The sequence below is a fragment of the Micromonospora sp. WMMD964 genome (genome assembly GCF_029581455.1).
In the GTDB taxonomy this organism is placed as follows: Bacteria; Actinomycetota; Actinomycetes; order Mycobacteriales; family Micromonosporaceae; genus Micromonospora.
In genome coordinates, this window is the sequence record NZ_CP120860.1 from 1,471,484 (window position 1) to 1,494,060 (window position 22,577).

Sequence of the window (22,577 nt, forward strand, 5' to 3'; positions counted from 1 at the left end):
GGGCGCGGGGCGCGGGGCGCGGGGCGCGGGGCGCGGGGCGCGGGGCGCGGGGCGCGGGGCGCGGGGCGCGGGGCGCGGGGCGCGGGGCGCGGGGCGCGGGGCGCGGGGCGCGGGGCGCGGGGCGCGGGGCGCGGGGCGCTTGCCCGAACTAGGACTGGGCGGGCACCACGACTCCACGATCGACTGTGGGTTCGGGTTGGCGGGACCGGGTTGCGCGGGAGGTGCGGACGGCGTCGGCGGTGAACACGATCAGGGCCAGCCAGACCAGTGCGAAACCCGCCAGGCGGGCCGGCGGCATCGGCTCGTGGAAGATCAGCACACCGCAGCCGAGCTGCAGGATCGGCGCCAGGTACTGGACCATGCCGAGGCTGCTCAGCGGCAGCCGGTTGGCCGCCCCGGCGAACATCAGCAGCGGGATCGCCGTGGCCGCACCGGCCAACACCAACAGCGCGGTGTGCCCGGCCGAGACGTGACCGAAGGTCGAGTCGCCGGCCGCGGCCAGCCAGACGAGGTAGGCGAGCGCGGGCAGCGCCAGCACTGCGGACTCGACGAAGAGCCCTTCCGCCGGCGGCAGCCCCAGCCGCTTCTTGACCAGGCCGTACCCGGCGAAGCTGAACGCCAGGGTCAGCGCCAGCCAGGGCAGACGACCGTAGTCGACGGTGAGCACGACGACCGCCGACGCGCCGATCCCCAGTGCCACCCACTGCGCCGGGCGTAGCCGCTCCCGCAGCACGAGCACACCGAGCAGCACCACGACCAGCGGGTTGATGAAGTAGCCCAGCGCGGTCTCCACCACCCGGCCGGAGTTGACCCCGTAGATGTAGGTGCCCCAGTTGACGGCGATCAGCGCGGCGGCGGCGACCATCCCGGCCATCGCCCAGGGGCGACGGAGAAGCGCCCGCAGGAAGCCGATGTTGCGCAGCGCGCCCAACAGCAGCGCCACGAACACCACCGACCAGACGACCCGGTGGGCGAGGATCTCCAAGGGGCCGGCCGGCCGCAGCAGCTTGAGGTAGAGCGGGAAGAAACCCCAGAGCAGGTACGCGCCGAGGCCGTAGAGGTATCCCAGGCGGAGAGACGTCACGCCTCCACCGTAAGGGGCGTACCGCTGCTTTGTTCCTTTCCGGTGACAGGGGTCACCGGCTGACGGCGGTCGAGGATCATCCACCGCTCCGGGACGTCCAACGGCGTGAAGCCCTCCCTCGCGTACACCTCGTGGGCGTCGTTCGTGATCAGCAGGATCCGGAGTACGCCCAGCTCGGCCAGGTGGTCACGGGCTGCGCCGACCATCCATCCGCCCAGCCCGCGACCCCGGGCGGCGCGGTCGACGTACACGTCGCAGAGCCAGGCGAAGGTGGCACCGTCGGTGACCACCCGGGCCACCGCCACCTGCCGGCCGTCCTCGGGCCGGTAGACGCCGAACGGCAGCGAGCCGGCGAACGCCCGATCGGTGACGGACCGGTCCCGCCCGAGTGCCCAGTACGCGTCGGTCGACAACCAGTGGTGCACCAGTTCCAGATCGAGCCGGGCGGGGTCGGTGCTGAGCAGGTGGCCGTCGGCGCGGGTCAGTGAGAACATCACGTGACGCTAACCGCCGAGGTGGGCACCCATGGCGGCCAATTCCCGAAACGTGGTCAGTGGCCCGCCCCGGCGGGAAACCGGGGCGGGCCGATCTGGTCGGCGGTCAGTCCCGGTCGAGGACGGCGCCCAGGATCCAGGTCACGATGCTCACGAAGAGGGCACCGAGCACGGCGGCCGGCCAGAAACCGTCCACCGTGAACGGCAGCCCGGCCTGATCGGCGATCCAACTGGTGAGCAGGAACAGCAGCCCGTTCACCACCAGCGCGATGAGACCCAGGGTCAGCAGGTAGAAGCCGCAGCCGACCGTCTTGATGATCGGCTGGAGAACCGCGTTGACCACGCCGAAGATCACCGCCACCAGGAGCAGCGTGGTCACCGTCTCGACTGCGGAGTTCGAGTCCAGAGAGATGCCCGGAATGAGGAGTGTGGCCAGCCAGAAAGCCAGCGCTGTGCTGGCCAGCCGAATCAGCAGACCCTTCAGAAAACCCATGGCGGGGATCGTGCCACGGACCACGCACCGACGTAACCCGGCAGTTGACCATCCTGCTGGATCAGCCGCGCGCCGGTCGCCCGATCAGTTGCGACTCGATCGGAGTGGGGGAGAGCAGTGCCCAGCGCAGCGCTCTGCGGTTGACCACGGCCACCATGTCGTCCCGGATCCGGGTCAACCACTCGGCCGACCCACCGAGCCCCAACGCGGTGCCGGCCAGCGCCGCCTCGGTGGCGTTCAGCGGTTGCAGCAACGCCAGGTCGGCCCGGCTCAACGTGCCCACGTCCGCCGGGGTCAACTCGTCGCGTACCACCAGGGTGGCCCGCCACGGCGGACCCGCCTCGGTGTCGGCCGGCGCCGAACCCGCGTCGACGACCAGCAGCAACGGGCGAAGCGCACTGCCCACCCCATCGGCGACCGGCCGACCGGGCGGGATCAACGGGATCGTCCCGCCCGGGGCACCCACCCCTCGGACGAACGGTTCCCAGGCGCGCGGCCGGGAGGTCTGCACCACCACGAGCGCACCGAGGGCCAGGGCCCGCAGCGCCACCAACTGGGCGGCGCGCACCCCGCCGACCAGCAACACCCGGGTGCTCTCCGGCCGGAACAGTCGCACGGTGACGGCTCCGCCGTGCCGGTTCGTGCCGACCATCAGTCCCGCGTCGCCCAGTGTGAGTTCCCAGTCGTCCATCGCGGGACCGGTAGGTGTCTCGCGGGCCGCCAGCGCCAACGGCAGTGTCGCGCCGAGCCCGCTCAGGTGTGCGCCGTCGAGCCGTCGCAGCTCACCGCCGAGGTCGGCCACCAGGCGGGTCAGCGCCTCCGCGGCGGTGGCCAACTCGGTCGCCGTGCCTGCGGCCAGGCGTACGGTCAGCTCGCTCGGCAGCCCGGCGGCGGCGGTCGGGGTCGAGCCTGCGGAGATGGACACGGTGGTCGCGGTCGCCGGCAGCGCGAGCAGCCGGGGCACCAGCAGCCGTCCACCCGCGCCGTCCGGCCAGCGGACCAGCCGGAAGGTGGCCTGGAGCAGCGCGCCGGACCGAAGTGCGGGCCAGGACTCCCGAACCGGGTGACCGTCGTGATGAGCCAGTTCGCCCAGTACGCGCAGCGCCGACGGCACGCCGAGCGGCCGCGCGGCCAGTGATCCGAGCCGACGGACGATCCGGCGTACCGTGCCGGCGAGCACCCGGCGCAGGTCCTCGCCGGACCAGCCGTCCACCCGCAGCACCCGCACCGCGAGCACCGCACGTCCCCTCCCGGCGAGTCGCCCGTCGGTGAGTTGGCGGTACGACGTGCCGACCGTGCCGGCCGCCGCCGGTACCGGTGCCGGTGCCCCGCTGAGCAGCAGTTGGACCCGCAGCGGGGGTACGTCCGGCCCGGCCGGAGGCAGCAACGCGGACGGTGCGGGAATGGCCCGGGACGCGTCGCCCAGCAGGTCACCGGGGTCTCCGAGCTCCAACAGCACCACCATGCCCGTGGTGTCCTCCAGCATTGCCGCCGGCCCACCGGTCAGCTCCGTCGATTCGAGGACGGTGCCCGGAGCGACCAGTTCGAGGAGTTCGGACGGCCCGGCCGGTGCGGCCAGCTCTCGGCGACGGGTCACGTGCTCGGTGGCCGTGCCCAGCCATTCGAAGAGCCAACGGCCCCGGACCCGGACCACGGCCACCGCCACCACCAGTGCGGCGGCGAGTGTCGCCGCGACGGTGACCGGCGTGGACCGGCCGAGGGTGGCCAGAACGAGCGCCGTCGCGACCTGCGCGGCGACGAGTTGACCGGCGCGCACCCGCACGCTGGTGCCGCGGCCGGATGGCGGCCGTCGGGCCGAGGGCCGGCGAGGAAGCGCCTGCCGGTCGGCGAGAGCCGGGCTGCGGTGGGTGGGCGGGTCGATCTGCGGCGGCACGGTGTCGGGCCCGGGCCGGGCCGGTGCCGCCCGGTGCGGTCCTCCGGTGGCGATCGCCGGCACCGCGCCTCCTCGACCTGTGGGGAGCGTGTCGGGCGGGAGGACGGCCGGTCGGCCGTCACGCGCCGCGACGTGGCTGCAGCACATCGTAAGTGACCGATGGCTCCCGTGGTTGTCCACAGGGGAGCGGCAGGGGGTAGCAGAACTGCTACGAGGTCGCTACCGTCAGCCACGAAGTTCGTCGCTGACCCGTGTCTCAGTGCTCGACGGCCGGGCCAAGCGGACGGCGCGTCCCCAGGGTGGGCGTGTCGAGAGCCAGGTGCGAGCGGAGAGACGAGGTGACGTCCGGGTGTCCCAGACGCAGGCAGAAGCCGCGGTGATGCAGCAGACAGCCGCGAAGTTCGAGCAGGTGGACCAGTCGTTGCAATCCATGCTGACCGGCCTGCTGGCCGAGCTGGAGGTGTTGCAGCAGGCCTGGCGTGGCGCTGGTGGTCGATCGTTCGAGCAGGTCAAGCAGCAGTGGTCGCAGGACCAGGCGGCGCTGCATCGGGCGCTGCGGGAGACGGCAGGCGCGATCCGCACCGCCGGCCGGCAGTACGACGTCTCCGACGACGAGGCCGCGAGCCGGGTGACCGGCACCAACCGTGGCGGCATCCAGCTGCCGCTCTGATCCCGCCCGGGGAGGAATTCCGATGGACAATGGTGTGCTGGTCGTCAACTTCGCCGCGCTTCAGCAGGCCGGCGCGGACATCCAGAAGGCGCTGAACAGCCTCGACTCGCAACTCAGTCAACTCGAACGCGACGCCGCTCCGCTGGTGGCGAGCTGGACGGGCGAGGCCCGCCAGGCCTACGAGCAGCGGCAGGCGCGGTGGCGGTCCGCCTCGCAGGATCTCCAGGCGATGCTGCGCGACATCAAGGTGGCGGTGGGCGACTCCGCCTCCGACTATCTGGACACCGAGAAGAAGAACACCGGGCTGTTCCAGTGAGCGCGGTGAGCCGGGGGCGCTGACCATGTCCAGGTCGGCGCCCCGGCCGCTGCGCCACAGCGGTCGGGGCAGTGCGCGCGGCGATCGGTCAGCGAGGTCAGGTCTCGCCGGCTGGACGCCAGCGTCGGCGGGCACCACGGGGCAACACCAGCGCGAGCAGCACCACTGTGGTCGCCGTCGCGCCGACCGTCGCGCCGACCACCAGGGCCCGGTCCCGTGCCGACGCCCGGCGGGCCTGGCGGGCGAGCAACGCCGGATCGGCTCGGTCGTCGGCGAGCGCGGTGACCTGCCGAGCGTCGGCCGCACGGCTGCCACCGGTCTCGGTGACCGCCCGGTAGGGGTTCAGCACGCCGGCGCCGTACCCGCCGCCGCGGCCCACGCCGGGAGCCGGGTCGGCGGTGGCGACGATCCGTTCGGCCACCTGGGCGGCGGTCAACTCCGGTCGGTACTCGCGCAGCAACGCGGCGGTGGCGGCCACGAAGGGCGCCGCGTAACTGGTGCCCTCGACCTGGTGGTGGCCGGCGCCGGGCGCGGCGGTCAGCACCTCGCTGCCCGGTGCCACCAGGTCGACGTACGGGCCGGTCTGCGAGAAGGTCGCCCGCCCACCGTCGGCCCCGATCGCCCCCACGCCGAGCACCCCGTCGTAGCCGGCGGGAAACGGTCGGGGGTTACCGCTGTCGTGCAGGTTGCCGGCGGCGGCCACCAGCACCACGTCCCGGTCGACCGCGTACCGCACGGCCGAGCGCACCTCCGGGTCGTCCGCGTACAACACCACGGACAGGTTCACCACGTCCGCGTCGTGGTCGACAGCCCAGCGGATGGCCCTGGCGAATTCGTCGGCGCTGACCGTACGCCCCGACTCCCGCCCCTGCACCACCTGCTGCTCGCTGACCCGCACCGGCAGGATCCGGGCATCCGGAGCGAGGCCGTGGAAGGCGATCCCGGGGCGGGGTGCCGCCGCGATGATGCTCGCCACACCGGTTCCGTGCCCGGCGCAGTCCCGGCGGCCGTCCCCGCCCGCGTCGAGCAGGTCGGTGCCGGCCAGCACACGCTCGGCCAATTGAGGGTGCACCCGATCCACCCCGGAGTCGACCACCGCGACGGTCACCCCGGCGCCGGTGGCCAGGGGTGCGAGCCGGGTGGGGTCGTACCGTCGCTGGGGCCACGGTGCGGCGGTGACCGGCCGGGCTGGGGTGAGGGTGGTCGCGCAGGCCGGTGCCACGCGCAGCCCGGCGGTGGCGGCGACGGTCGGGAGGGCCGGCACGGTCAGGAGGCCGGCGGCCAGACCTGCGAGGACCGGGTGCGTGATCGATCGAGACATCGACAGCCTCCGTATCGTGTCGGCTCCGGGACGGGATGTTATCGCCTCACCCGCGCCCCGGCAGGCCGCCGACGGCCAGCCATTGTGATCTTGATACCACCTTGTAGGTTGTACGCGATACCTGTGGCCTGTTCTCGGAAGGGGAGGTGGCCGTGACCGAATGGGAGCCGGCCACGGAGGCCGAGGTGGCGATGCGCGACGCGCTGCACGCCAACGACCAGGAGCTCTACTTCCGGCTTCTGTCCCGCACCGACCTGCTGTTGCCGGTCTCCGCCCCGACGCAGCCCGGCCAGCCACCCTCCGGCTGGGGCACCTGGACCACCGGCGGTCGGACGCACGTCCTGGCCTTCACCTCCGCCACCGCGCTTCGGGCGTGCCTCGGCGACCATCCGGGCAGCAACCGACGCGTCCCCTTCGCCGATCTGGCGGTCGGCTGGCCCAACCAGGAGTGGTGGCTCGCCGTCAACCCGGGCCTGCCGGTCGAGGGTTACCTGCCGGCCTGGTTCGTGGCGCAACTCTCCCGAGGGGATGTGCGGCTGCCTGGCCGTGCGATGGGTGCCCGCGCCCGCCTGGAACGGGCGGAGACCCTGGCCCGCACCCGGGCCGGCTCACCCAGCGGGGGCACCGCGCCAGCCGCTGGTCGACCTCTGGCAACCGGTGCGTCCCTGGTCGGGTCCGACGCGACAGTGGCCGCTCCGAGCCAGCCTCCCTCGGTTCCCGCTGCCGCCGTTCCGCCCGCCCCGGTTCCCCCTGCCCCGGTTCCGCCCGCCTCGGTCCCTCCGCGGAGGCCCGCGTGGGGTGCGACGCCCAGGGTTGGTGACCAGTCGGTGCCGGGTCCGGCGGCCCGCCCGCCCAGCCCTGCCGAGCCGTCGCGTCGGCCCGGCGAGGAGGGCCTGCCCGCCGGTCAGCGTCCACCGACCGAGCCGCCTCGACCGAGCGCACTTCCCCGCACCGGCCGGCCGTCCCGGTTCGCACCGTTGAAGCCGGCCGACCATCCCGGCACCGACCCGTCGAGGCCCGCTGCGGGCTGGCCCGCACCGGATCGGCCGGGCGACGACGGCTCGGCCGGGGGCAACGGCAACGGTGGGCCGCAGGGGGCCCGTCGCTCCTTCTTCGAACCCAGCACCACCCGGGATCGCGGCCCCGACCCGAGCGCGGCCCAGGCCGGTGACCGGGCCGCCCCGCCGACGCGTTTCGGGCGAGGCAGCCAACCCTTTCCCCGTCGCCGACCGGCCGAGGGGCCGGCCGACGAGACCGCGACCCGGGCCTTCCCGATGGGCGATCCGGACGCCACCCGCGCATTCCGGCAGCCCTCGGCCGACCTCGGCGCTTCCCGAGGCGTACGCGCGCCGGCACCCGCTGACGAGGTCACCCAGCCGCTGCCTCCACGCCGACCCGACATGTCGGCGGAGGAGCCCACCCGCGCCTTCCGGATGACCGCCGAGCCGCCGCTGACCCGGGCCTCGGAACGGCCCGCCCCTCCGGCGGAGGAGACCCAGGCGATCCCCCGCAACCGACCGAGCCCGTACGCGCAGGTGGACGATGGGTCGACGTCGGCTGCGGAGCCGGTGTCCGGCCCACCCGCGCCGCGCCGTGGCTTCACGCCCATCGTCATCGAGGGCACCATCATCGAGTCCCGCGACCTCACCGGTCCGGTCGAGACCGACACCCCGGCCGACGCCTTCCACCGGCCCAGCGGCCCGGCCGACGCCTTCCACCGGCCCAGCGGCCCGGCCGACACCGCTCCACCGCCCTACGGCGCAGCGCCCTCCGGGCCGAGCATGTTCGGCCCGCAGTCGTACAGCCCGAGCCAGCCGGTGCCGAGCCCGCCCACCCCGCGCCCCACCGTTGCGACGGAGACCGACGGTGTCCGGGCCGACGGGCCGGCCGGTGGCGGCCACGCGTACCCCAGCAGCCCGACGGTCGACCTGTCGAACACCGATCCGCTCGCCGGCGACGACAGCCGCACCGTGGGCGACGACGGACGACGCCCGCCCGCCGAAGACCCCGCGGCGGTCGACTTCGAGCCGGCCAACACGGTCGAGGAGGACCTGCTCGGCGCGGCCGGCTCCGGCAGCACCGACACGTTCCTGTCCACCCTGCTGCTGGCCCGCGTCCTGCTGCCGGCGGCACCGGATTCGCTGCGGGGCAGCCGCCCCGGGGACGCGGGCTTCGTCTGGCGTACGGCGCAGCTCGACGGCGAGACCTACGTGGTCGTCTACACGTCCCCGGAGCGTCTCGCCGACCACTTCGAGGGTGACGTCGACACGGTACGGGTGAAGTTCGCCCAACTGATCCGGCGCTGGCCGGACGAGGACTGGTCGTTCGCCGTCAACCCGGGCACACCTGTCGGTGCCAAGCTGCCCGGTGAGCAGATCGTCGCGTTGGCCAACTGGGCCGCCGAGGTGGGGCTCGGCGACGACCTGGAGGTGGACCCGGAGGAGACGCCCGCCGTTGCGGAGCCCACCGCTCGCCCCCGGTACGCGCCGGCGGCTGTCGACCCGACCCGACCGACCGTCATGCAGAAGGCGATCGCGCCCTCTCAGCTCGCCTACTACCTCGACCGGGGGTACGACCGGGTCTCCGGTTTCGTGCACCGGGCCGGGGAGCTGGCGCACCTCACCACGCCGGCTCAGGTGCACGACGCGCTCGGCCTCAGCTACCCCGGTTCGCCGTTCTCCCGGGACGCCGAGGAGATCTACGTGCTGCGGTGGCCGGCGCACCGGCCGAGCCTCTACCGGATTCCCTACGGCGGTCAGAACGAGTCGGCGATGCGTGCCATGGAGGGTTGGGTCATCGAGCGTCCCCCGTTCCGGGGCAACGGTTTCGCCCCGGGCGAGAGCAGCGACGTGGTGGCGGAGTTCAAGGTGGACAGCGCGCGCCTCCCACACGGCGCGCAGCTCTGGCGGATCGGCGCGGACGGCACCGAGCGGGTCGTGGCCGAGTTGGACACCGACACGGTGGTCTGGCGACGGGTCGGTGAGGCGTGAAGCGCGACGGTTACGTGGCCCGTTGGCAGGGCCGGGAATACCAGGCCAGCCCGGACGGTGACGACATCCGGCTCTACCAGCCCGAGCCGGGCGAGGGCTTCGAGGAGGTCCGCGCGGGCCGCTACGTCCGTGTGCTGCCGGCGAGTGAGATCGAGGATCTGGCGTACGTGCGGACCACCTGCACCTGGCAGGGGCAGCCGTTCATCGTGCTCGGCGAGCACGACGCCTGGCTGCGGGTGGAATACACGGGTGGGCGCTGGCCGGTGGCGGAGGCGATGCGGCTGGAGGTCTTCGACTTCGGCGTCTACCAGGGTTGGGCGCCCGCCGCCGAGGTCACCGATCTCCGGGAGCAGCGGGTGTGAGCGGTCAGGTCTTGGCCCACCGCAGGATCTCACCGAGCACCAGATCGGGCGCCTCCAGGTGCGGGAAGTGCCCCACCCCGTCGAGCAGCCGCCACTCGTAGGGGGCGACGACGTAGCGGCCGGAGCCCAGGGCGGTACGCGGTAGCGAGGCGGCGTCCAGCGCGCCGTGCAGTTGCAGGGTCGGGGTGGACAGCGGCTTCTGCATCAGGCGGACGAACCGGTAGCCGTGCAGCCGCAGCAGCGAGCGGAACGCCCAGCGGTATCCCTCCAGGGCGCAGAACGCGGCCTGTGGAATGCGCATGGCCTCCCGGCACCGCTCGGCGTACGCCGCGAAGTCCGGCCCCGCCACCCACCGTGGCCCGCCCCAGCGGCGCAGGAGTTCGGCGACGCCTGCCGCGCCGTCCCGGGTCAGCACGTGTTCGTAGCGGGGTAGCTGGAACTTCAACGCCGGTGTGGAGGCGGTGAACTGCCCGCGCGGATCGGCGAAGATGGCGGCGCGCAGCCGCAACGGGTGCGGTGCTCCCAGCACCACGAGCCGACGAACCAGCGACGGGTGGAACGAGGCCACCGTCCAGGCCACCATGCCGCCGAGGCCGCTGCCGACGATCGTCGCCGACCGTTCGCCGAGCGCTCGGATCAGGCCGGCGATGTCGGCGGCGAGGGTGTAACCGTCGTACCCCCGGGGTGGTTTGTCGCTGGCGCCGTAACCGCGCAGGTCGACGGCGACCGCCCGGAAGCCGGCGTCGGCGACGGCCGGCAGCATCTGGTGCCACGCCCACCAGTGCTCGGGGAAGCCGTGCAGGAAGAGCACCATCGGCCCGGTGCCGGCCTCGACCACATGGAACCGGGTGCCGTTGGCGCCGACGAAGCGGTGCGTCCACGGCCCCTCGGTGAGGACACAGGACTCGTCGACGGTTCCGCCGCGCTGGTCGGTCATGGCAGACAGCCTAGGACCCGGTTGCCGCCACCGACCCCGGTGGTCGTGTTGAACAGGGGAAAGCCCCGGGTTCGACCCGGAGTCGAGCCGGGGGTTCCCCGGCGCGGAACGGGCGACGCCCGGGCAGTGGCCTGCCCGGGCGTCGCTTGGTGCTGGTGGACCAGTGGTCAGCTGACCCGGATCTTCATCGAGGTGCCGTCCTGCTCCAGAACCTTGATCTTGACACCGGTGGCGGGGAGCTTGACGCCGTGGTTCGGCAGCTCCTCGTAGAAGTACTTCTTGGTGTCGTCGAACAGCGGCTCGGCAGCCTGGCCACGGATGTACTGCGGCTGGCTGTTGAGGTGCAGGGTGAACGAGTCGGCCTTGTTCAGGCTGAACGGTGCGTCGTACACCTGGATGCGGGCGCGCCACGGAGCCCCGGACAGGTTGTAGATCGGACGCGGGCGCGAGTCGATGTACAGGTTGCGACCCTCACCCGGGTGACCACCCGGGTTGGACGCCGACGCCGGGGTGGTGTTGTTGTCGGAGAACCGGGTGTTCCAGTACGAGATGAGCAGGCCCTCCTGGTACGCGTAGTGATCCACGTAGTCAGGACGGGTGTTCGCGTAGCCGAAGAAGTACGGGCCGGTCTTCAGGTACTTGTCGTACGAGACGTACGACCGGTTGCCGGCGATGTAGAAGTTGTCGAACAGCCGGGTGTAGGTCGCCCCGACCACCTGGAACTTCTCCAGCGCCCAACCCGCGTCGGTCTCGGCACCGTCGCTGAGCACGGTCTGGCCGTCGGCGGTCACCGTGATCGCGTCACCGAAGAAGCCGCCCTCGGAGACCCCACCGTCGGTGACGTAGTGCAGGCGGACCTGCGCCGTCTTGCCGGCGATCGACGTCAGCGGGATGTTGATGTCCGCCCACACGCCGTTGCTGGTGCCGGCGAGGGCCGGGCGACCGGCACCGTCGACGCCGATCGGCTGGCCGTTGACAGTGCCGTCCAGGTCGGTCCAGGTCTGACCGCCGTCCGTCGACGCCTCGAAGTAGAGGTAGTCGTAGCCCGCCTCGATGGCGTACTTGCCCTTGAGCGACAGCGCCGCCGAGGACTTGCCGGTGAGGTCGAACGTCCTCGTCATCTTGCTGTCGAGGTTGTCCTCGTTACCGGAGAAGTACTGCTTGGAGCCTTCGAACGGTGCGCCGTAGTTGAAGGTGTACTCCCGCTGGGGCAGCACCACCACGGCGGCCTGTGCCTTCGCCGAGTTGTACTCCTGCGGGCCCAGCTCCAGCGTGCGCTTCTGCCCCGCCACGATCACCTCGTAGTCGAGCCAGCCGAGCTGGAGCTTGTTCCAGGCACCGAGGTCGCCGCCCCGGTCGCCGATGCCGACGTCGTTCTTGGCACCGAGCCGGCTCTGGGCCATCAGGGTCCAGTGCTCGTTGTTGTTGTCGCTGGGGCCGTAGTCGTCCGGCAGACCGAGGTCGTGGCCGTACTCGTGGTAGAAGACGCTACGACCGCCGTTCTCCGGCTGGATCGTGTAGTCGCGGATCCAGACGCCGGTGTTGCCGATCTGCGTGCCGCCGATCGGGAAGTTCGGCGGGCCCACGGGCGAGCTGTTGAACGCCGACCAACGGTGGCTCCAGATCGCGTCCTCACCCTGATGCGGGTCACCGTCGGCCTGGTCGCCGCCGGAGTGGACGATCTGGAAGTGGTCGATGTAGCCGTCCGACTCGTTGAAGTCGCCGTCGCCGTCGTAGTCGAACCGGTCCCACTGGTCGAAGGACTTCATCTCGGCGGCGATCTGCGCGTCCGTCCGGCCCTTGGCCTTCTGGTCGGCGACCCACTGGTTCGCGGCGTCACGGATCAGCGCCCAGGTGTTCGAGCAGACGCTGTCCGCGCAGACGGCGGGGTCGTTGGCCGGGTTGTTCACGTCGTCGTCCGCGATCGGGTCGTCGGAGCGACCGTAGCGGGCCTCGTTGTACCGGACCTTGACCCAGTCGGTCACCTCACCCTCGACGGTGTAGCGACCCGAGGACTGCGCCTCGTAGTACTGCTTGAGCGACTCGTCGCCCGGGTTGGTGCCGAAGTAGAGCTGGCGGAAGTGGTCCGGGCTGAAGTCCGGCTGCCAGATGGTGGAGTTGTCCACGGCCCGGTTGGGCTCGGGGATCTTGTTGTGCAACGGCCCGTCGAACGTCGTCGGTCCGGCGACGTCCGGGTTCAGGTCCTTGTCCGGGTACGACGGGTGCCGCTCGTCACCGAACTCGGCCAGGATCACGAAGATCTTGTCGGTCCGCTCACGCTTGAGCTCGACGTACTGGTCCTTCGTCGCCGCAGCGCCCGCTGCCGAGCGCGACTTGGCGTTGGTGCCCGCCTTGCCGATCTGGCCGACCTTGACGACAGTGCTGCCGTTGCGCTCGATCGGCTTGCTGCGCCCGCTCAGCACGTCGGCGAGACCCTGCTCACGCAGCTCGCGGCGCTTGTCCTCGAGCTTGTCGGGCAGCTCATCCTTCAGCGCCTGTGGTTCGGCAGCGGCCGGTGCTGCTGCCGGCAGTTTGGGCTGCGGGGCCGCCGAGGCGGACGGGCCGAACGCCAGGCCCGTCGCCGTCAGTGATAGCCCGAGCAGACCCACTGCGACTTTGCGCACGTGGTACCTCCGGTGTGAGGGAACCGGCCCAACGGGGGTACGGGCCGGTGGGAGATCGATCCCACTAGTGGGACCAATGGTGAACATAGACACTGCTGGGACGGGTGGGAAGACGGACGCGTCGATTTGTTGCAAGATTTTGTTGGGAACGCTTTTCACCGTCACACACCAGGGCTTCATCAGCCACGGTGACCAGCGGTGATTGGCCCGATCCCGTATACAGCGACCCATTTCGATCAATTCGATGGATGTACGACAGTGGGGCCGGCGACGTCTCCGTCACCGGCCCCACTGTCGGTTGTCGAACCGAGAAACCGTTACTTCTTCGCCGGCGTGACGAAGATCGTGGCGGACGAGTTGTCGTTCGCCGCCTTCTTGATGGTGAGCGAGACGCCGTAGTTCACGCCCTGGTCGCCGGGGTTACCGGTACCCAGCACGATCGCGCCGCCGCCCAGGGTCACGCCGTAGAACTCCGGCGCCGGGCTGCCGTCCGGGTTGGTGACCCGGGTGGTGTACGGAGCGTTGTCACGCGACGGCAGCACCACCGACGCGTCGTTGTCCCGGGCGTACGCGGCACCGTCGCGCATCTCGATGCCCGGGTACCAGCCCTTGGCGTCGGTGAACGACTTCACCGGCGGCAGCCCCTTGAACTTCGTGCAGTACGCGCTGTACGGCTCGTCCGCCGCCTCCAGGCACTCGGTGAAGGGGTACGTCCGCTGCAACGAGAACGCCGCGTTCGACGACTGCGGACGGCTGGGCAGGTTGTCCGTCACCGACGGGTCCTTCACGGCCGCCTCGCCGGTGCGGCGCAGCGGGTCGAAGTGCGAGTCGACGATGAGCAACCCGCCCTTCGCGCCGTAGCTGGGCAGCGCGGTCATCTGCCCGGTGACGTGGTTGACGTCGCCGAGCGCCGTGTCCCGGTACCACACCAACATGCCCGGCGCGTTGTAGGAGATCCGGTCGACCTTCCACGCCTCGTGCGAGTAGATGGTGTCGTAGGCGTACTGGAGGCCCTTGTCGAAGCCGTCGAAGTTGCGCCACTCCGCCAGGTAGTACTGGGCGTGCACCTCGGTGCCGGTGGAGATCTCCCAGCCCGCGCCGGTGGTGTCGACGAAGGTGCCGCCGGTGGCCGTCCAGCCGTTGGCGCCGCCCTCGACGTCGTCACTCCAGGTGGTCGCGCCGCCGCCGGTGACCGAGAAGTCGTCGACGAACCAGTTGCGCTCCTCGAACGCCTCGTCGGTGGCCAGCCGCAGCCGCACCTGGACGGTCGTCCCGGCGTACGCCGACAGGTCGACGTAGTCGTGCCGCCAGCCGTCGGTGCTGCCGGTCAGGCCGTACTTCTTGCCGCCGAAGTCGTTCATCCGACCGTTCGGGTCGGCGTAACCGTCCGGCGTGGTGACCACGGTGCCGGACTCGTCGTACACCTTCTGCTCGGTCCAGGTCGTACCGCCGTCCGTCGAGAGCTCGACGAAGCCGTAGTCCCAGTCCTCCTCGATGATGTAGTTGTTCCACATCCAGAACTTCGAGTCCGCCGCGGCCGGCACGTCGACCGAGCGGCTCAGCTTGACGTCCGCCCACTCCTGGTCGTTGTTGCTGTGCCACATCTTGGTGCCGCTGTGCGGCGTGGCCAGCGTCGTCACCTTGTCCGGCAGGTCGACCTTGATGCCGTCCTCGGCGTCGATCGGGGTACGCGACGTCTGGCCGAGCTTGACCTCGCGGGGGTTCGAGCCGGGCCGGATGGTCAGCGGGTCGGCCCAACCGAGCACCCACTTGTCCCAGATGCCCATGTGCGTCGGCAGCGCCTGGAAGATCTCACCCGAGTGCGAGCCCGAGGCCATCAGGTCCCAGAAGTCCACGTCGGAGTCGGCGTTGCCGGACGTGTCGTAGAGGTCCGGCAGGCCCAGGTCGTGGCCGAACTCGTGGGCGAAGACGCCGACGCCGGCGTCCTCCGGCTGCACGATGTAGTTCGAGACCTTGAGGTCGGTGCCCGGGATGCTGTAGCCACCGGCCACCGTGGAGGAGTGTGCCCAGACGGCGTACACGCCCTGGTCGCCGCCGCCGCGCGACTTGCCCTGACCGGCGTGCACCAGCACGAGGTGGTCGATCACGCCGTCCGGCTCGAAGAGGTTGCCGTCACCGTCACGGTCGGCCTGGTCCTCGATGTCGTAGTCGGCCCACGGGAAGGTCGGGTCCTTGGCGGCGAGCGCGTCGATCGCGTCGGTCGCCAGGCGGCCCGCGCCGGCCGGGTTGTCCGGGTGGCCGTTCATCGACTGCTCACGGCCGGGCACCCAGGCGCCGGTCTCGTCCTGGAAGCAGCGGTTGGCGGCGTACCAGCCCTCCGAGTGCGGCACGGTGATCCACGGGCTGGCCTGCCCGTCCACCGTGTACGCGTTCTTGGACATCTCCAGGTACATGTTGTGCATCGTGCGACCGGACAGGTCGATGCCCTTCTTGCCGTCCGGGCCCTTCAGGTCGGTGCGGACCCGCTCGGTGATGCCCTTCTTGCTGTAGAGCATCTTGTTGTAGTGCTGCGGCGAGAAGTCCGGCACCCACATCGAGTTGTTGTCCTCGTGCGGCAGTCGCGCCGGGTCCGGGATCTTGTTGTGCTTCGGGCCGTTCTGCACGGTGCCCGGGACGCACGTCCGGTCCTCGAACACCGTCTTCGGGACCATCACGCCGGTGAAGTCGTCGTTCGCCTTGTCGTTGAACTCGACGAGCAGCGTCAGCAGCTTCGCCGTCTGCGTGGTCGGCGCCTTCTTGAACTTACGGGGGTTCTGGCCCGTCTTGAGCGACTGGGCCTCGGCCTTCGCCAACTGCCGGGCCGCCACCGGGTTGCCCCGGGCGTGCTTGCGGTCGAAGGCGCGCGCCGCTTCGGCGGCCGGGGTGTAGACGCCGCCCTTGCCCTTGACCTCACGGCCGTTGGTGTCCGGTTGCACCTCGGGCTCGGCGTAGTTGATGTAGTGCTCGTCGGCCCCGATCACCGCCCTGGGGGTGGGGGACGACGACTGGGCGGCCGCGCTGCCGGTCACGGTCAGTGACGTGGCCGCGAGGGCGATGACGGGCAGCGCGACGAGTAGTCGTCGGCGCGACCCCGGACGGGAGTTTCTGTTCATGCCACTCCGTTTCTCGGGCAAAGGACGTCGGTGGGACCCGTGCGCCGGGCGCGTCGAGACCGTCCGACGAGCGTGAAACTAAATGACGAACAACCCGTACGGCAGGTTCGTGATCGATGCGTTACCCGTTCGGTGGGAGCGCTGCCGGTCGTACCTCCACAAAAGACGACGGTGGGTGACGGTCCGCCCGGACCGCCACCCACCGCGGGGTACGCCTCTCGTCAGTCCTCGTCGGACTTCGCGCCGCTCATCCCGGAGGAGATCAGCTCCATCACCGAGGAGTCCTGCAACGTGGTCACGTCGCCGAGCGAGCGGTTCTCCGCCACGTCCCGCAGCAACCGGCGCATGATCTTGCCGGAGCGGGTCTTCGGCAGCTCCGGCACCAGCATGATCTGACGCGGCTTGGCGATCGGCCCGAGCGTCTTCGACACGTGGTTGCGCAGGTCGGCGATGAGCTGCTCGCCCGCCTCACCGGAGATGTCCGTGCTGCCGCGCGGGATGGCGAACGCGACGATCGCCTGACCGGTCGTCGGGTCGGTCGCGCCGACGACCGCCGCCTCGGCCACCGACGGGTGCGACACCAACGCCGACTCCACCTCGGTCGTCGAGATGTTGTGCCCGGACACCAGCATCACGTCGTCCACCCGGCCGAGCAGCCAGATGTGCCCGTCGTCGTCCTTCTTCGCGCCGTCCCCGGCGAAGTACACCCACCCGCGGTGGCCTTCGGCCCCCGCCTCCCGCCCGGACTCGACGCCTCCGGCGCCCGCACCGAACCGCGACCAGTACGTCTCGATGAACCGGTCGTCGTCACCCCAGATGGTGCGCAGCATCGACGGCCACGGCTCGCGCAGCACCAGGTAACCGCCGCCACCGTTCGGCACCGACTGGCCCTGGTCGTCCACCACGTCGGCCACGATGCCCGGCAGCGGGGCCATCGCCGAACCCGGCTTGGCCGCGGTGACCCCCGGCAGCGGGGAGATCATGATCGCGCCGGTCTCGGTCTGCCACCAGGTGTCCACGACCGGCAGCTCGCCCCGGCCGACGTGCTGCCTGTACCAGATCCACGCCTCCGGGTTGATCGGCTCACCGACGCTGCCCAGCAGCCGCAGCGACGACAGGTCGAAGCCGGCCGGGATGTCCTCGCCCCACTTCATCATCGTCCGGATCAGGGTGGGCGCGGTGTACAGGATGCTCACCCCGTACTTGTCGACGATCTCCCAGAACCGGCCCTTGTGCGGGGTGTCCGGCGTGCCCTCGTACATCACCTGGGTCGCGCCGTTGGAGAGCGGGCCGTAGACGATGTAGGAGTGCCCGGTGACCCAGCCGATGTCCGCGGTGCACCAGTAGACGTCCGTCTCCGGCTTGAGGTCGAAGACCGCGTGCGTCGTGTACGACGCCTGCGTGAGGTAGCCGCCGGTGGTGTGCAGGATGCCCTTCGGGCGGGCCGTGGTGCCGCTGGTGTAGAGGATGAACAGCGGGTGCTCGGAGTCGAACGGCTGCGCGGTGTGCTCGGCCGACGCGGTCTCCACCGTCTCGTGCCACCAGTGGTCCTTGTCCGACCACGCCACGTCCTCGCCGGTGCGGCGGACGACGAGCACGTGCTCCACCGACGGGCAGCTCGCCACCGCCTCGTCCACCGTCGGCTTCAGCGCCGACGGCTTGCCCCGCCGGTAACCACCGTCGGCGGTGATGACCACCTTGGCGCTGGCGTCCTGGATCCGGTTGCTCAGCGAGTCGGCCGAGAAACCGCCGAAGACCACGCTGTGCGCGGCACCGACCCGGGCGCACGCCAGCATCGCCACCGCCGCCTCCGGGATCATCGGCAGGTAGATGGCGACCCGGTCGCCGGCGGTGACCCCCAGGTCGGTGAGCGCGTTCGCCGCCCGGCAGGTCAGCTCGTGCAGCTCGGCGTACGTGATGGTGCGGGTGTCGCCCGGCTCGCCCTCCCAGTGGATCGCGACCTTGTCGCCGAGCCCCGCCTCGACGTGCCGGTCGAGGCAGTTGTACGCCACGTTGAGTCGGCCACCCACGAACCACTTCGCGAACGGCGGGTTCGACCAGTCGAGAACCTCGTCCCACTTCTTCGACCACGCCAGACGGTCGGCCTGCTTCGCCCAGAAGGCGAGCCGGTCGGACTCCGCCTCGGCGTACGCGTCGATCGTGACGTTGGCGTGCGCGGCGAGTTCGGCCGGCGGGGGGAACTGGCGCGTCTCGTTCAGCAGATTGGCCAATGCCTCGCTCATGCCGTGACTCCTCGTCGCTCGGGTGACCTGGGTCTCGCTGGCCACGAGGGTAGTCGGCGGGCCCCCGGCCAGCGAGGGCTGCCCGCCCCGTCGCGCCGAGCGGCCCTCGCGACGCGCCCGGCGGCGGGGCGCGTCCCGTACGCGGCCTTGTCCGGGCGCGGTGAGCCTGGCCATGATCGACACAAGTTCGCCGATATGGGGGGTATCGCGGCGCTGGGACACCGCCGTATCGTCGATGTCGAGTTGATCATGCCGCGCGGTGAGCCGCGCGGATTCGGTGGCGCGGCTCGCGTTGCGGCCGGGTGTGGTCCGCCAGGCCGGGACGGGTCGCTAGCGTGACGGGGTGACCACCGACCCGCTCGCACCGCTGCTCGCGCTCGCCGACATCGCCGCCGCCGTCGAGCAGGCGCGTACGCGGTTCGACCAGGCGCTCGGCCACCGCGCGTTGCGTCGGCACGGTGGCCAGGTCGCGGCCGAGGTGAGCCTTCGCTCGGCGGTGGCCAGCGCCGCCCTGGAAGGGGCCGGGCACGAACGGGAGGCGGTCCGCGCCGGTACCGTCACCGACCCGGTGCTCCAGGGGGCGCTGCGGGTCGCCGGAGCACTGCCCGGCCTGAGCGAACTCTGGCCGAAGGCCCCCCGGCAGGCACTCGCGAAGCTGCACGTCCTCGCCGCCCGGGATCTGGTGCCGGAGGCCGAACTGGGCCGTCCGGTGGCCGACCCCGTAGTCGCCACCCGGCTGGACGGGCTGGCCGGGCTCGTCGCCGGCGGCACGAAGGTCTCCCCGCTGGTGCTCGCCGCCGTCGTACACGGGGAGTTGTTGAACCTGCGCCCGTTCGCCGGGCCGTCCGGCGTGGTGGCCCGGGGCGCGGCCCGGCTGGTGCTGCTCGCCAGCGGCCTCGACCCGCGCGGCCTGCTCGCCGTCGACGTCGGGCATCGCGAGCGGGAACCGGAGTACGTCGGCTCGGCGGGCGCGTTCGCCACCGGCACCCCGGACGGGCTGCGCTCCTGGCTGCGCCACTACATGGCGGCCGTCGAGGTCGGCGCCGACCAGCTCACCGCCATCGGCGACGAGATCCTCGCCTCCGCCTGAGCGATGGCGGTCCGGCTCGTGGGTGGCCGGTGCCCGGTGTGCGGGGTGGTGCGGAGTCCCTGCCCCGGGTGCGGCGGTCGATGCGTGTGCGGCCCCGTCGGAGATCAGTCCCGCCGCGTCGCCCGGTTGACCTTGGCTTGCAGCGCCCGGCGGGCGATCGGCCCGAGGTCGTCGACGATCTCCATGAGGAGCGCGAGTTGGTCGAGCGCGGCCATCGCGCGGTCGGCACCCGCCGGGTCCACCCCGTCGTAGAGTTCCAGCCCGATGAACGCCGCCGACACGGCACGGGCCAGACCGGGCACGTCGGCGACCTCGGCGAACGGGGAACCGGCGAGCAGTCTCCGCAGGACCGCCTCGATCTCGTCCACCCACAGCTGGAGCGCTCCGGCGGTGGGCGCCGCCATGCGCTGGTCCGCCTGTGCCCCCGCCAACATCTGGGCCAGGAACGTGACGTTGCCGAGTCGACGCTCCTCCTCGTGCAGCGCCCGCCCGACCGCGAGCAGTTCGCGTAGCGACCCGGTCTCGGCCAGGCGTGCCGACCAGTGCTCGACCCGCTCGGCCGTGCTGGCCCGGCAGGCCGCCGCGAGCAGGTCGTCCACGGTGCCGAAGTGGTAGAAGACCAGCGCCTGGTTCACCCCGGCGGCGGCGGCGATGGTACGGGCGGAGACGCCGGCGATGCCGTGCTCGCGGATGGCGGCGATGGCGCCGTCGAGGAGACGCTGCTTGGTGTCGGACATGGCTCTCCTCTCGGACGGGCCGGATGCGGCGGTGCGATCATCGCATCGGTCACCAGTTGGGCCAGCCAGGCGGCCCCGGGCAGTCGTAGGGTCCAGCCGACGAACGCCCAGCCGAGGTGGACGTGTTCGAGTCCACGGGCGACTGCGGCCACCCCCCGTTCCCGGTGGCCGTCACCGCCCACGTACTCCGCCCGCCACAACACGTGCTCGTGCTCCCGGGCCGGTCGAATCCGTAACCCGACCGGATGACGCCGGGCCAGCGCCCGCCAGGTGGCCGCGCAGGGGCCGCAGTCGTCGTCCAGCCAGAGCACCGCTGGGGGCCCGGGGGCGTACGGCCGCCAGCGGAGCCACCAGTCGCGTACCTGCCGCCGGTAGGACCGCCAGGAGTCGCCGTACCGCGTCCGCAGGTCGTGTTGCTCGTGTGGACCGGCCACCGCCGCGCCGAACGCCGCAGCCGACACCGCCGCCAGAACGAGTGTGACGCTCCGGGTGACCGCCGCGGTGAGCAGCAGCAGCACCACGGCGGCGAGCTGCATCGGGTTCGCCAGGTACGCGTACGGGCCGGTGGTGACCAGGCGACGCGGCGGGTCCCACGGGTACGGCGTGCCGCCACCCCGGACCGCGAACTCCACAACGGCGGCCAGCGCCGGTGCGGCCACCAGCAGCGCCAGCTGCGCGACGACCAGCAACCCGGTGCGGTCCAGCCCGGTCAGCCCGGTCCACGACCCGTCGCCCACCTCGAAGGCCAGCGTGGGGACGAACCACAGCAGCAGCGCGGCGAAGACTCCCACCTGGAGTGACGTCCGCGCGCCCAGGTGCCGGCGGTCGGCGCAGAACCGGCCGAGCAGTTGGGCGGGCAGCGCCACCACGAGTAGCCCGACGACCTCCCCGACGAGCCACTGCGGCCCGAGGCCGACCAGCGGGTGCAGCGCCGGCATCGCCACCGCGTCGACCCAGAGCAGCAGACCCAGCGCGATCGGCAGTGGCAGCACCCGGCGCAGTAGCACCGGCAGCGGGCCCCAGAGGACCGCCCAGCCGATCCACAGGTCCACCGGCATCCCCCGGTACGCGCCGTCGACCGGCGCGAAGGCGTACCAGTCAGCCCGGCGGGCGACCTCGTGCAGCGCGGCGATGCCGATCCCGGCCGTCAGGAACGCCAGCAGCCCCGCGGCCCGGACCGACCGGTCCCGCTCCCGAGCGCCGACGGCCAGCACGGCGGCCAGCGGCAGCGCCAGGCTCAGCCAGCGGGCGACGGTCACCGCAACGCCAGCATGTCGAGAAGGTGCCCGACCCCGGCGCCGAGCAGCACCTGCTGCATCGGACCGAAGTACCAGGACGGGTCCAGGCCCCGCGTGTAGTCGACCCGGACCCGGACCTCGGTGTGCTCGCTGTCGACCGCCCGCCAGCTCACCTCCGCGTGCCGCCAGGCGAACCAGCGCGCGGTGATCGAGCTGTCCTCGACGAAGCGGAAGGCGACCCGCCCCGGCGCGACGCTGTCCACCTCGGCGAGCAGGTGGCCACCCGGCCCGTGCGCGCTGCCGTGGTAGCCGAACATCCACCTGTCGCCGACGTCGAGCCCGTCGCCGGTGACCTGCCCGGGGGTGGGCACGCCCAGGAGTCGCAGCGGCACCGACCGGACGTCCGTCGGGCGGGGGCCGGCGACGAGACGCTCCGCCACCCGGTCCACCGGGAGCCCCACGACCCGGCTCACCTCGACCGTCTGCTGCGGGGTCACCCGGGGCGCGATGCCGCTGCCCTCCAGGCCGGGCAGGAGCAGCAGCGGCACGGCCACCATGACGTACGGACGGTTGGCGCGCCGCAGGACGCGGATCAGCGCGACGGTGCCGTGCGCCACCGCGTAGACCAGCGGGGCGGCCAGGAGTACGCAGATCGCACCCTCGTGCAGCGCCACCGCCGCCAGCAACAGGGCCACCGTGGTGGCCGCGAAGACCTGACCGTGTGCCGTTCGGTGCGGTGCGAGCGTGAGCCCGGCGGCCAGCAGCACCGGGAGCGCCACGAAGAGCACCGCGCTGTCGGCGCGGCCCTGGTTGACCACCCCGATGAAGAGGACCACCCCGAAAAGCGTGATCAATCCGGCGAGGATCCAACCTGCCGTCGCCCGGCGTGGAGTCGGTTCGTCGTCGTCGGTCATGCGATCTCCCCCCGTCTTGAGCGTTCGCTCAAACAGAGGGTACGATTGTTTGAGCGA

General features: G+C 71.8%; 17 protein-coding genes. 5 read left to right on the forward strand and 12 right to left on the reverse strand.

All coding sequences use genetic code 11. The annotated features are described in order from the left end of the window. Nucleotides 1–148 precede the first annotated feature (148 nt). The 4 genes from rarD to eccE all read right to left on the reverse strand — a co-directional run bounded on the left by rarD (nt 149) and on the right by eccE (nt 4,028). A complete protein-coding gene (gene rarD / locus O7616_RS06925; protein ID WP_282306086.1) occupies nt 149–1,084 on the reverse strand; it encodes an EamA family transporter RarD in 936 nt (311 codons plus the stop codon). Continuing rightward, nucleotides 1,081–1,578, reverse strand: a complete 498-nt coding sequence (locus tag O7616_RS06930) for a GNAT family N-acetyltransferase (protein ID WP_282306087.1) — start codon at nt 1,576–1,578, stop codon at nt 1,081–1,083. The genes rarD and O7616_RS06930 overlap by 4 nt, the downstream gene beginning before the upstream one ends. 106 nt (nt 1,579–1,684) lie before the next feature. After that, nucleotides 1,685–2,071: a phage holin family protein gene (locus tag O7616_RS06935; RefSeq protein WP_088986745.1), complete on the reverse strand. Its 387-nt coding sequence runs from the start codon at nt 2,069–2,071 to the stop codon at nt 1,685–1,687. A gap of 61 nt (nt 2,072–2,132) precedes the next feature. Further along, nucleotides 2,133–4,028, reverse strand: coding sequence for a type VII secretion protein EccE (gene eccE / locus O7616_RS06940; RefSeq protein ID WP_282306088.1), 1,896 nt, complete (start codon nt 4,026–4,028; stop codon nt 2,133–2,135). Between the two features lie 286 nt (nt 4,029–4,314). On the opposite strand from eccE, the gene O7616_RS06945 reads away from it, so the two are divergent. Both O7616_RS06945 and O7616_RS06950 read left to right on the forward strand, forming a co-directional pair. After that, entirely contained in the window at nt 4,315–4,635 is a 321-nt protein-coding gene (locus O7616_RS06945; RefSeq protein WP_282263089.1) for a WXG100 family type VII secretion target, read from the forward strand. Between the two features lie 22 nt (nt 4,636–4,657). Next, nucleotides 4,658–4,951, forward strand: a complete 294-nt coding sequence (locus tag O7616_RS06950) for a WXG100 family type VII secretion target (protein ID WP_282306089.1) — start codon at nt 4,658–4,660, stop codon at nt 4,949–4,951. A gap of 97 nt (nt 4,952–5,048) precedes the next feature. Here O7616_RS06950 and mycP read toward each other — a convergent pair whose 3' ends face one another. Next, complete coding sequence (gene mycP, locus O7616_RS06955; protein WP_282306090.1) at nt 5,049–6,272, reverse strand: type VII secretion-associated serine protease mycosin; 1,224 nt, start codon at nt 6,270–6,272, stop codon at nt 5,049–5,051. Between the two features lie 152 nt (nt 6,273–6,424). Here mycP and O7616_RS06960 point away from each other — a divergent pair, with 152 nt between their 5' ends. After that, entirely contained in the window at nt 6,425–9,262 is a 2,838-nt protein-coding gene (locus tag O7616_RS06960) for an SseB family protein (RefSeq protein WP_282306091.1), read from the forward strand. Further along, a complete protein-coding gene (locus O7616_RS06965; RefSeq protein WP_282263085.1) occupies nt 9,259–9,624 on the forward strand; it encodes a hypothetical protein in 366 nt (121 codons plus the stop codon). The genes O7616_RS06960 and O7616_RS06965 overlap by 4 nt, the downstream gene beginning before the upstream one ends. 4 nt (nt 9,625–9,628) lie before the next feature. On the opposite strand, the gene O7616_RS06970 is transcribed toward O7616_RS06965, so the two are convergent. From O7616_RS06970 to acs, 4 genes are all read right to left on the reverse strand, one after another. Beyond that, nucleotides 9,629–10,561, reverse strand: coding sequence for an alpha/beta hydrolase (locus tag O7616_RS06970; protein WP_282263084.1), 933 nt, complete (start codon nt 10,559–10,561; stop codon nt 9,629–9,631). Between the two features lie 167 nt (nt 10,562–10,728). Next, the gene (locus O7616_RS06975) at nt 10,729–13,170 is read right to left on the reverse strand and encodes an immune inhibitor A domain-containing protein (RefSeq protein ID WP_282307551.1); all 2,442 of its coding nucleotides are present in this window, start codon (nt 13,168–13,170) and stop codon (nt 10,729–10,731) included. A 332-nt stretch (nt 13,171–13,502) separates the two neighbouring features. After that, entirely contained in the window at nt 13,503–16,298 is a 2,796-nt protein-coding gene (locus tag O7616_RS06980) for an immune inhibitor A domain-containing protein (RefSeq protein ID WP_282306092.1), read from the reverse strand. Between the two features lie 221 nt (nt 16,299–16,519). Beyond that, nucleotides 16,520–18,541: an acetate--CoA ligase gene (acs, locus tag O7616_RS06985; RefSeq protein ID WP_282306093.1), complete on the reverse strand. Its 2,022-nt coding sequence runs from the start codon at nt 18,539–18,541 to the stop codon at nt 16,520–16,522. A gap of 343 nt (nt 18,542–18,884) precedes the next feature. On the opposite strand from acs, the gene O7616_RS06990 reads away from it, so the two are divergent. Beyond that, nucleotides 18,885–19,631, forward strand: a complete 747-nt coding sequence (locus tag O7616_RS06990; RefSeq protein ID WP_282306094.1) for an oxidoreductase — start codon at nt 18,885–18,887, stop codon at nt 19,629–19,631. Between the two features lie 104 nt (nt 19,632–19,735). On the opposite strand, the gene O7616_RS06995 is transcribed toward O7616_RS06990, so the two are convergent. The 3 genes from O7616_RS06995 to O7616_RS07005 are packed head-to-tail and all read right to left on the reverse strand — an operon-like array spanning nt 19,736 to nt 22,520. Beyond that, entirely contained in the window at nt 19,736–20,368 is a 633-nt protein-coding gene (locus tag O7616_RS06995) for a TetR/AcrR family transcriptional regulator (RefSeq protein WP_282263079.1), read from the reverse strand. Continuing rightward, nucleotides 20,263–21,627 carry a methyltransferase gene (locus tag O7616_RS07000; protein WP_282306095.1) on the reverse strand — a complete coding sequence of 455 codons (1,365 nt, stop codon included), beginning with the start codon at nt 21,625–21,627 and terminating at the stop codon, nt 20,263–20,265. Before O7616_RS07000 ends, O7616_RS06995 begins: the two co-directional genes overlap by 106 nt. Further along, complete coding sequence (locus O7616_RS07005; protein ID WP_282306096.1) at nt 21,624–22,520, reverse strand: hypothetical protein; 897 nt, start codon at nt 22,518–22,520, stop codon at nt 21,624–21,626. The genes O7616_RS07000 and O7616_RS07005 overlap by 4 nt, the downstream gene beginning before the upstream one ends. Nucleotides 22,521–22,577: the final 57 nt, after the last annotated feature.

Coding starts and splice junctions, on each gene's coding strand:
- acs (WP_282306093.1), bottom strand. CDS start 18,541: ATGAGCGAGGCATTGGCCAATCTGCTGAACGAGACGCGCCAGTTCCCC.
- mycP (WP_282306090.1), bottom strand. CDS start 6,272: ATGTCTCGATCGATCACGCACCCGGTCCTCGCAGGTCTGGCCGCCGGC.
- O7616_RS06995 (WP_282263079.1), bottom strand. CDS start 20,368: ATGTCCGACACCAAGCAGCGTCTCCTCGACGGCGCCATCGCCGCCATC.
- O7616_RS07005 (WP_282306096.1), bottom strand. CDS start 22,520: ATGACCGACGACGACGAACCGACTCCACGCCGGGCGACGGCAGGTTGG.
- O7616_RS06980 (WP_282306092.1), bottom strand. CDS start 16,298: ATGAACAGAAACTCCCGTCCGGGGTCGCGCCGACGACTACTCGTCGCG.
- O7616_RS06950 (WP_282306089.1), top strand. CDS start 4,658: ATGGACAATGGTGTGCTGGTCGTCAACTTCGCCGCGCTTCAGCAGGCC.
- O7616_RS06935 (WP_088986745.1), bottom strand. CDS start 2,071: ATGGGTTTTCTGAAGGGTCTGCTGATTCGGCTGGCCAGCACAGCGCTG.
- O7616_RS06930 (WP_282306087.1), bottom strand. CDS start 1,578: ATGTTCTCACTGACCCGCGCCGACGGCCACCTGCTCAGCACCGACCCC.
- O7616_RS06970 (WP_282263084.1), bottom strand. CDS start 10,561: ATGACCGACCAGCGCGGCGGAACCGTCGACGAGTCCTGTGTCCTCACC.